General features: G+C 67.3%; 7 protein-coding genes. 5 read left to right on the top strand and 2 right to left on the bottom strand.

What is annotated here, in order from left to right:
* Both NP4_RS18670 and acpS read left to right on the top strand, forming a co-directional pair.
* Window positions 1–3,359 (top strand): beta-ketoacyl synthase N-terminal-like domain-containing protein (locus NP4_RS18670; protein WP_303755861.1); only part of this gene is annotated, 3,359 nt, incomplete at its 5' end.
* A gap of 334 nt (window positions 3,360–3,693) precedes the next feature.
* On the top strand, window positions 3,694–4,128 hold the full coding sequence (gene acpS / locus NP4_RS18665; protein WP_067999444.1) for a holo-ACP synthase AcpS: 435 nt from the start codon (window positions 3,694–3,696) through the stop codon (window positions 4,126–4,128).
* Here the strand turns inward: acpS and NP4_RS18660 are convergent.
* Window positions 4,125–4,757: a TetR/AcrR family transcriptional regulator gene (locus NP4_RS18660; protein WP_373863843.1), complete on the bottom strand. Its 633-nt coding sequence runs from the start codon at window positions 4,755–4,757 to the stop codon at window positions 4,125–4,127. The genes acpS and NP4_RS18660 overlap by 4 nt on opposite strands.
* 272 nt (window positions 4,758–5,029) lie before the next feature.
* Between NP4_RS18660 and NP4_RS18655 the strand changes: the two genes are divergently transcribed.
* Window positions 5,030–6,325 (top strand): DUF7159 family protein, encoded by a 1,296-nt coding sequence (locus tag NP4_RS18655; RefSeq protein WP_067999390.1) that lies wholly within the window; start codon window positions 5,030–5,032, stop codon window positions 6,323–6,325.
* Window positions 6,326–6,584: 259 nt separating this feature from the next.
* A complete protein-coding gene (locus NP4_RS18650; protein ID WP_211335957.1) occupies window positions 6,585–7,265 on the top strand; it encodes a Uma2 family endonuclease in 681 nt (226 codons plus the stop codon).
* 138 nt (window positions 7,266–7,403) lie between these two features.
* On the opposite strand, the gene bcp is transcribed toward NP4_RS18650, so the two are convergent.
* On the bottom strand, window positions 7,404–7,877 hold the full coding sequence (gene bcp, locus NP4_RS18645; protein WP_067999386.1) for a thioredoxin-dependent thiol peroxidase: 474 nt from the start codon (window positions 7,875–7,877) through the stop codon (window positions 7,404–7,406).
* A gap of 99 nt (window positions 7,878–7,976) precedes the next feature.
* Between bcp and NP4_RS18640 the strand changes: the two genes are divergently transcribed.
* Window positions 7,977–8,201: a DUF3618 domain-containing protein gene (locus tag NP4_RS18640; protein ID WP_067999384.1), complete on the top strand. Its 225-nt coding sequence runs from the start codon at window positions 7,977–7,979 to the stop codon at window positions 8,199–8,201.
* The last annotated feature ends 42 nt before the right edge of the window (window positions 8,202–8,243 follow it).

Genomic DNA, 8,243 nt, shown 5'->3' with positions numbered 1-8,243 from the left:
GTGGTGGCGGCGGCGCGACCGTCGACGCGGCGGCGCTGGGCGAGTTCACCGAGCAGATCACCGGCCGCGACGGCGTGCTGGCGACCGCGGCGCGGGTGGTGCTCGAGCAGCTGGGGCTGACCGAGGAGGTGTCGGCGCCGGAGGCGAGCGACAATTCGCTGATCGACCTGGTGTCGGCCGAATTGGGTTCGGACTGGCCGCGTTTGGTGGCCCCGGCCTTCGACGGCCGCCAAGCGGTGCTGATCGACGACCGGTGGGCCAGCGCCCGTGAGGATCTCGCGCGGCTGTGGCTCGGCGATGACGCCCAGGTGGCCGAACTGCCGATAGAAGGATTCACAGGTTCCGGGAAAGCCGTTGCCACGCAGGCGAACTGGTGGCGGCAGCGGGCCATGAAGCAGGCCCGCTCGGTGCTGGCCGGGGTGTACGAGCGCATTGCCGAGGCGGCGCTGGACGTCCGCGAGGCCGGCATCTGGTCCTCGGATACGGCCGTGATCACCGGTGCGAGTAAGGGTTCCATCGCGGCGGCGGTCGCGGGGCGACTGCTCGGTGGCGGCGCGACCGTGGTGGTGACCACCTCGCGGCTGGACGACACGCGGCTGGGTTTCTACAAGCAGCTCTACCGCGAGCACGCCCGTCACGGCGCGGCGCTGTGGGTGGTGCCCGCGAATATGGCCTCCTACTCCGACATCGACGCCCTGATCGACTGGGTGGGCAATGAGCAGACCGATACCGCCGGGGGCGCGAAGGTCCTGGTCAAGCCCGCGATGACCCCGACGCTGCTGCTGCCGTTCGCCGCGCCGCGGGTGGCCGGTGACCTCTCCGACGCGGGCGCTCGCGCGGAGATGGAGATGCGGGTGTTGCTGTGGTCGGTGGAGCGGTTGATCGGTGGGCTGTCCAAGCTCGGCGGCGATCATGACGTGGACTCGAAACTGCATGTGGTGCTGCCGGGTTCGCCCAACCGCGGCATGTTCGGCGGTGACGGCGCCTACGGCGAGTCCAAGGCCGCGCTGGACGCGGTGGTCGCCAAATGGCGGGCGGAGAAGTCGTGGGCGGCGCGGGTGACGCTGGTGCACGCGCTGATCGGCTGGGTGCGCGGCACCGGACTCATGGGCCATAACGATCCGCTGGTAGCGGCCGTCGAGAAGGCCGGGGTGCAGACCTGGTCGACCCAGGAGATGGCCGACGAACTGCTCAAGTGGTGCACCTCGCGGGCGCGGGTCGTGACCACGCAGGGGCCGCAGCAGATCGACCTCACCGGTGGGCTCGCTCGGGCGAAGCTGGATCTGCCCGCGCTGGCGAAGGACGCCGAGCGCAGCGCCGAAAGCGATTCCGAGGCAATCGAATCCGAAGGCCGGACGATTTCGGCCCTGCCCGCGCCGCCGACGCTGACCTCCGCGCTGCCGACGCCCGAATGGGGCGCTGTCACAGCCGATCTCGACGATATGGTCGTGATCGTCGGCGCCGGTGAACTGGGACCCTACGGTTCGGCGCGGACCCGGTTCGAGATGGAGGTCGCCGACGAGCTGTCCACCGCGGGCGTGCTGGAGTTGGCCTGGTCGACCGGACTGGTCACCTGGGAGAACGATCCCAAGCCGGGCTGGTACGACGCCGAGACCGGTGACTACGTCGACGAATCCGAGCTGGCCGAGCGGTATCACGATGTGGTGGTCGAGCGCTGCGGCGTGCGTCGCTACGTCGACGACGGCGCCATGACCGACAACACCGCGCCGCTGCTCACCTCGGTGTTCCTGGACAAGGATCTGACCTTCGTGGTCAACAGCGAGGCCGAGGCGCGGGCGTTCTACGCGGCCAATCCGGAGTCGACGGTCATCGTGCCGGTGGCGGAGTCGGGCGACTGGCAGGTGATTCGCAAGGCGGGCACCGAGATTCGCGTGCCGCGGCGGGCGAAGCTGTCGCGTACGGTCGGCGGTCAGATCCCGACCGGCTGGGATCCCACCAAGTGGGGTATCTCCGCCGATATGGCCTCCTCGATCGACCGGGTGGCGCTGTGGAACATCGTCTGCACGGTGGACGCGTTCCTGTCCTCCGGCTTCACCCCCGCCGAGCTGATGACCTGGCTGCATCCGGCGATGGTGGCCAACACCCAGGGCACCGGTATGGGCGGCATGTCCTCGATGCGCTCGCTCTACATCGACAACCTGCTTGGCGAGCCGCGGGCCAACGACATCCTGCAGGAGGCGCTGCCCAACGTCGCGCTGGCGCATGTGGTGCAGTCCTACGTGGGCAGCTACGGCGCGATGATCCATCCGGTCGCGGCGTGTGCGACCGCGGCGGTGTCGGTCGAGGAGGGCGTCGACAAGATCAAGCTCGGCAAGGCCGATCTGGTCGTGGCCGGTGGTTACGACGATCTCGGTATCGAGGGCATCGTCGGCTTCGGTGACATGTCGGCGACCGCGGATTCGGCGGTGATGAGCGCCAAGGGCATCAGCGATCGCTACTTCTCGCGGGCCAACGACCGCCGTCGCGGCGGATTCGTCGAATCGCAGGGCGGCGGAACGGTTCTGCTGGCGCGCGGTAGCGTGGCGGTGGAGATGGGGCTGCCGGTGCTGGGCGTGGTGGCCTACGCGCAGTCCTTCGCCGACGGTGTGCACACCTCGATTCCCGCACCGGGTCTGGGCGCGCTGAGCGCCGGACGCGGCGGGGCGCAGTCGCGGCTGGCAAGTGAGCTGCGCAAGCTGGGTGTGAGTGCCGACGACATCGCGGTGGTGTCCAAGCACGACACCTCCACCGCCGCCAACGATCCCAACGAGTCCGAGCTGCACGAGCGGCTCGCCGAGGCGCTGGGCCGTTCCGAGGGCGCTCCGCTGTTCGTGGTTTCGCAGAAGACCCTCACCGGTCACGCGAAGGGCGGCGCGGCGGCGTTCCAGATGATCGGCCTGTGCCAGGTGCTCGAGCAGGGCGTCATCCCGCCCAACCGCAGCCTCGACTGCGTGGACGAGAAGATGGCCGACTACCCGCATCTGGTGTGGCTGCGCGAGCCGCTGGCCATGCGAGACCGCTTCGCGCTCAAGGCCGGTCTGGTCACCTCGCTCGGCTTCGGCCACGTCTCGGGCCTGCTGGCCATCGTGCACCCGCAGGCCTTCATCGAGGCGATCGACCCGGCTCAGCGCGAGACCTACCAGCGCCGCGCCGAACAGCGCCAGCTGGCTGGCCGCCAGCGCCTGGTCGAGGCCATGTGCGGCGGGGCGCCGCTCTACGAGCGCCCGGCCGACCGCCGCCTGGGCGGCGAGGGCACCCCGGCCAAGCAGATCCGCCAGCTGGAGGCGGATGTGCTGCTCGCGGGTGAGGCGCGGCTGTCGGACGGGGTTTACACGATCCCGGGGACCGGCTGCCAGTAACGGCAATTGATTCGGCGGTGTCCACCTACGGGTGGGCACCGCCGAGTCGTGTCGTCCCCGCCGCTCGCTGCGCTCGCGGCGGGGAAAGTGAGGGACCGTGCGCTGGGGGAGAGCGGGATACGTGCGCTGGGGAAAGGGGGAACGTGCACTGAGGAAAGGGGGAACGTGCACTGAGGGAAGGAGGGGATGTGCTCTGGGGCGCGGAAGGGGTGGGTGCTTTGTTCCTCGCCAGTAGGTCTCGTATGAGGGTTGTCGGGGGGTGGGGGCGGGTTAGCATGGCCGGGTTCGGCTGGTAGGCGGTTGGTTTGGGCCGCGTGACATCGAGGGGTTGGGTTTGACGATTCTTGGGATCGGGCTGGACCTGGTGACCATCTCCGAGTTCGCCGAGCAGCTGCAGCGGTCGGGGACGACCATGCTGCGGGAGAGCTTCACCGTGGGTGAGCGGCGGTACTGCGAGAGCAAGGGCACCGATCCGGCGCGTAGTTATGCGACGCGGTGGGCGGCGAAGGAGGCGGTGATCAAGGCTTGGGCCTCATCGCGATTCGCGCGTAGTCCGCAGATTGGGGACAACCCCTATCCGCTGATCGAGGTGGTCAACGACGCGTGGGGGCGGCCCAGCATCAAATTGCACGGGCTGGCGGCGGAATTCCTGCCGCGGGCGCGGGTACATCTGTCGCTGACGCACGACGGGGATGTGGCCGCCGCGATGGTGGTGCTCGAGGATCCGGGTGAACTCGCGGATCTCATCGGCGGGGAGGGGCGGGGCTAGGGCTCGCTCACCTTCTGGCCACCCATCCGCGATTCCTTCTCGGCCACAAGAAGATACGCGACCATGAGACGCTTCAGTTCCGATACCGCGTCCTCGTGGCGCAATCCGTCCTGTACGGAGAAGTTCATCATCGAATACACCATGTGCACCAGCACCTGGGCCATCATGGACCGCCGGGCACGCGGCGTTCGCGGCATCAGCGGCCGCAGCATCTGCTGCACGACCTCGGCGAATTCCTTTTCGTGGATGGCGCCGGTGGCCCGGGTGGACGGGGTGGACTGCATCGCGAGCCACACCTCGCGCCGCGACGGATCGGTCATCCACAGATCGGCCAGATGATCGACCAGCTTGTTCATATGTCGCAGCCAGTCCATCGACGGCACCTCGCCGTGGAAGTCGGCCAGCTCCTGCGAAACCGCCACCAGATCCTGCCGATTGAGCTCGCAGACGATGACGTATTTGTTGGCGAAGAACTGATACAGCGTCCCTATGGGCACCTCGGCCCGGGCCGCGACCTCCTCGCAGGTGAACGATTCGAAGCCGACCTCGACCAGCAGTTCCCGCGAGGCCTGTAACAACGCGTCGAATTTGCGCTTGCTGCGCTCCTGGGTGGGGCGGCGCCGCGGCATCAACTCCTGCGGGTCGTCCTGCAACTCCAACGCCGGGTCGGGACGTCTGCTCGACTTCGTTGCCGTTCGCGTCTCCACCACAACTATCAGGCTAGCGGTAGCGACACGCGGATGACACGCGGCTACGCCGTCCGTGTCGTGTTTCGTTGGCTCTCATAACCCATCCGGTCGCGAAGTGGTGACGAACACATACCGAGGAGGAGTACCTCGAGACGTGTCGACTCAGTGCATCGGAGGCGTGATCTGTGGCTCGATCTGCGGTGACCCTAGGCGTGTCCACCGAACGCGGCACCGTCCACGCGGTGGCGTTGTCGGACGACGACGGACGGCTGCCCGAACGGGTGCTGGTCCAGCGATCGGTTCGGATCCGCGGCGACGGTAAATCCGAATTGGCGCAGGCCGTCGAGGTGGCGCTGGAGAGTCTGGCCGATGAGATCGGACCGGATCGCGAGATCGTCGGCGCGGCCGTCACCTATCGCGACGCGGCCGAGCGCCGGGCGATCGTGAGCGGATTGGCGGCCGGTACCTGGCACGACGCCTCGCTGGTCTCGGCCAAATCGGCGCATCTGGCGCTGGCCGGGGCGATGAGCTGGGTGGACGAATTCGATCATCTGGTGATCTGTGAGGCGGTGCCGGGCTATCAGGCGTTCTCGCTGATCTCACCCGACCGCGATCGGGTGGTCTCGGCCATCGCCTCGTCCGGCGCGGTGGTGAATACGGAGACCATGCGCCCCGCGGTCACCGCGGCGTGGGATCAGTTCGACGCGGCCGGGGTGCGTCCGGACGCCGTGGTGCTGATCGGTTCCGCGGCCGAGGAGCCCGCCGTGGCGGCGGCGCTGGCCGCCGGATTCGGCGTGCCGATCGTTCCGTGCCGGATCGCCGCGGCGGCAGCGGCCATCGGCGCGGCGCTGGTGGCGCTGCCCGAGGTCGCCGATGTGATCGCGATCGGCGACCAGCCGCGGATCACCCGCAGCACCGCGGCGCTGTTCGCCGCGGCGAGCGTGCTGGCGAGCGGTCTGGTCGCGGGCGGGGTCTACGAGATGACCAGTCGCACACGGTCGGACAACTCCCCGATGCTCACCGACGCCCGGGTCGCCGCGGATTCGCATCGCACCCGTACCGCCGAGGATCCGCTGTCGACCGGACCGGAACCGGTGGCCGCCGACGAGCGGGCGGGCCTGCCCGCGGTCTCCGATACCGAATCCGTGCCGCTGCCCAGCGATTCCGCGACGATGGTGACCGTCGATCCGGCCACCATCACCTGGGGTCCGGGCGGCACCCATCGCCTCGGATTACGGCAGGACACCCAGTCCGGTCCGCCGTCCGCGGAGGATCAGCAGGGCGCCAAGCCGCCCGCCGCCTCGGCCCTGCCCGAAACCGGTTCGGCCGGAACGGCACTCGCGACCCCGGGCGCACCGACCACCCCGGCCGGCGCTCCGAATGGCACCCTGCTGTTCCCGGGTGAGGCCGCGCCGCCGGATCTGACCAGTCCCGAATTCGGTCAATGGTGGGACAACCACTGGCGCTTGATGATGCAGTGGGTCGCCCAGATCTCACCGCGAACGTGATTCCGGCCGAAGGCAGGTCGGAATGACCGATGATTCCGACCTAGACGTCGGTCCAGACATTCTCCGGTCGCTACACCCTCTAGTACGTCCCCCGGTCGCGAAGCGGCCGGGGGACAGCCATTTACACCGACAGGTCGCGCCGCAGCTTGGCCACATGTCCCGTGGCGCGGACGTTGTCCTGGGAGCCACTGCTGACAATATGCCGTTGAGAGCAATAGTCGGAGCACGCGCCTGGTCGTGATCACACGGTGTCAGCACGGTGACCCAGGGCGACGCTTCGACGGCCGAGATTGCGACGTCGTGTCCAGCGGGCAATTACGCTGATCGTATGACGCTGCCTGCCTGGGCCACCGACCCTTCGATGCTCTTGCTGACGGAGGAACAGTACGAGGCGCTGCCGGACGATGTATGCCGGACGATCGAGGTGGTCTACGGCCATGTCGTGTTCCTTCAAGCACCGACCCGGGAACACAGTCGGATCGGTCGGCGGTTGGCGGCGGCGGTTGAAGGGGTGCGTCCGGAGTCGCCATGCATCGAGGTGGACACCGAGATCGACGTTCGCTACTCGATAAAGAACGCGTACGCGACGTCGTCGGGTAAGACCTTCACGTTCCGGAGGCCGGATGTAGTGGTGTACGAATGCCTGCCGCGTGGAACCAAGGTACAGAGCGATCATGTGAAGCTGATAGTCGAAATCGCCAATAGCGACTCCTACGAGCGCGACGGTGTCGACAAGCGGGCCGAGTACGCGAATCAGCGCATACCGCTGTACCTGGTCGTGATCGTCGACGATGACGGTCGAATCCGCGCGATCGAGGAGTACCGGCTCGACTGGTCCGGCCGCAACTATGGGCAGGCCCATACGCATTACGGTGCGCTGGACGTCGAGATCGTCCCGGGCGTGCGGCTGACCGTATCGTTCGAGCAGTTGGAGAACTGACAACCGGAGCATGATAATCCGACGGTCAGATCCCTTAAAGAAGGCTCGACCTGCCCCTGACGAAGTTCTGCGAATAGAGGCAGGTCAGTGACCTTCTGATTCTCGATCCCGGTTGCGAAGCAGCCGGGGATCTTTCGTTCATACCGACAGGTCGCGCCGTAGCTTCGCAACGTGTCCCGTGGCGCGGACGTTGTACTGGGCCAGTTCGATCCTGCCCTGCTCGTCTACCAGGAAGGTGGAGCGGATCACGCCGGTGATCTTCTTGCCGTACATGGTCTTTTCGCCGAAAGCGCCCCATGCCTGCAGCACCTCGCGGTCCGGATCGGACAGCAGCGGGAAGGTCAGCTTCTCGTTGTCGCGAAATTTCGCCAGTTTGGCGGGCTTGTCGGGGGAGATGCCGAGTACTTCGATTCCGGAGCCGTTCAATTCGGCCAGATTGTCGCGGAAGTCGCAGGCCTCCTTGGTGCAGCCCGGGGTGCTGGCCGCGGGGTAGAAGTAGACGATCACCTTCCGGCCGCGATAATCGGCGAGCGACACCTCCTTGCCGTCGGCATCGGGGAGGGTGAACTCGGGCGCGGTATCGCCGACATTCAAGCGGTGATTCTCGGTCATGCCGTAGCACGGTAATCGACGGCTGCGACATCGGACGGCACATCCCGGCGACCGATAGACTCGAGGCTTCAGCGACGCACATCGACTACAGGAGACAACGTGGCGAGGGATACCGAGCGCATCGAGCGAGATATCGAGGCCGCACGCAACCGGCTCGCGAATACACTCGACGAGCTCGCGGTACGGGCCGATCCGCAGCGGATCGCCGACAACACCAAGCAGGCGGTGCTCGCGAAGGTGAACGAGCCCAAGGTGAAGTACAGCCTCATCGGTGCGGGCGTCCTCGTGGTGGCAGTGGTGCTGTTCCGGGTTTTCCGTCGCTGAGTGTGGACGAACGAAAACACCCGGTGTGGTCGCGCCACACCG

This window comes from Nocardia pseudobrasiliensis NBRC 108224 (genome assembly GCF_001613105.1).
GTDB classification, from domain to species: domain Bacteria; phylum Actinomycetota; class Actinomycetes; order Mycobacteriales; family Mycobacteriaceae; genus Nocardia; species Nocardia pseudobrasiliensis.
The sequence above is the reverse complement of the archived record's forward strand: the minus strand, read 5'-3'. Positions and strand labels throughout refer to the sequence as shown.

What these genes read in the sequence shown, in the direction of transcription:
- NP4_RS18660 (WP_373863843.1), bottom strand. Translation starts at nt 4,757, where the DNA reads ATGCCGCGGCGCCGCCCCACCCAGGAGCGCAGCAAGCGCAAATTCGAC.
- bcp (WP_067999386.1), bottom strand. Translation starts at nt 7,877, where the DNA reads ATGACCGAGAATCACCGCTTGAATGTCGGCGATACCGCGCCCGAGTTC.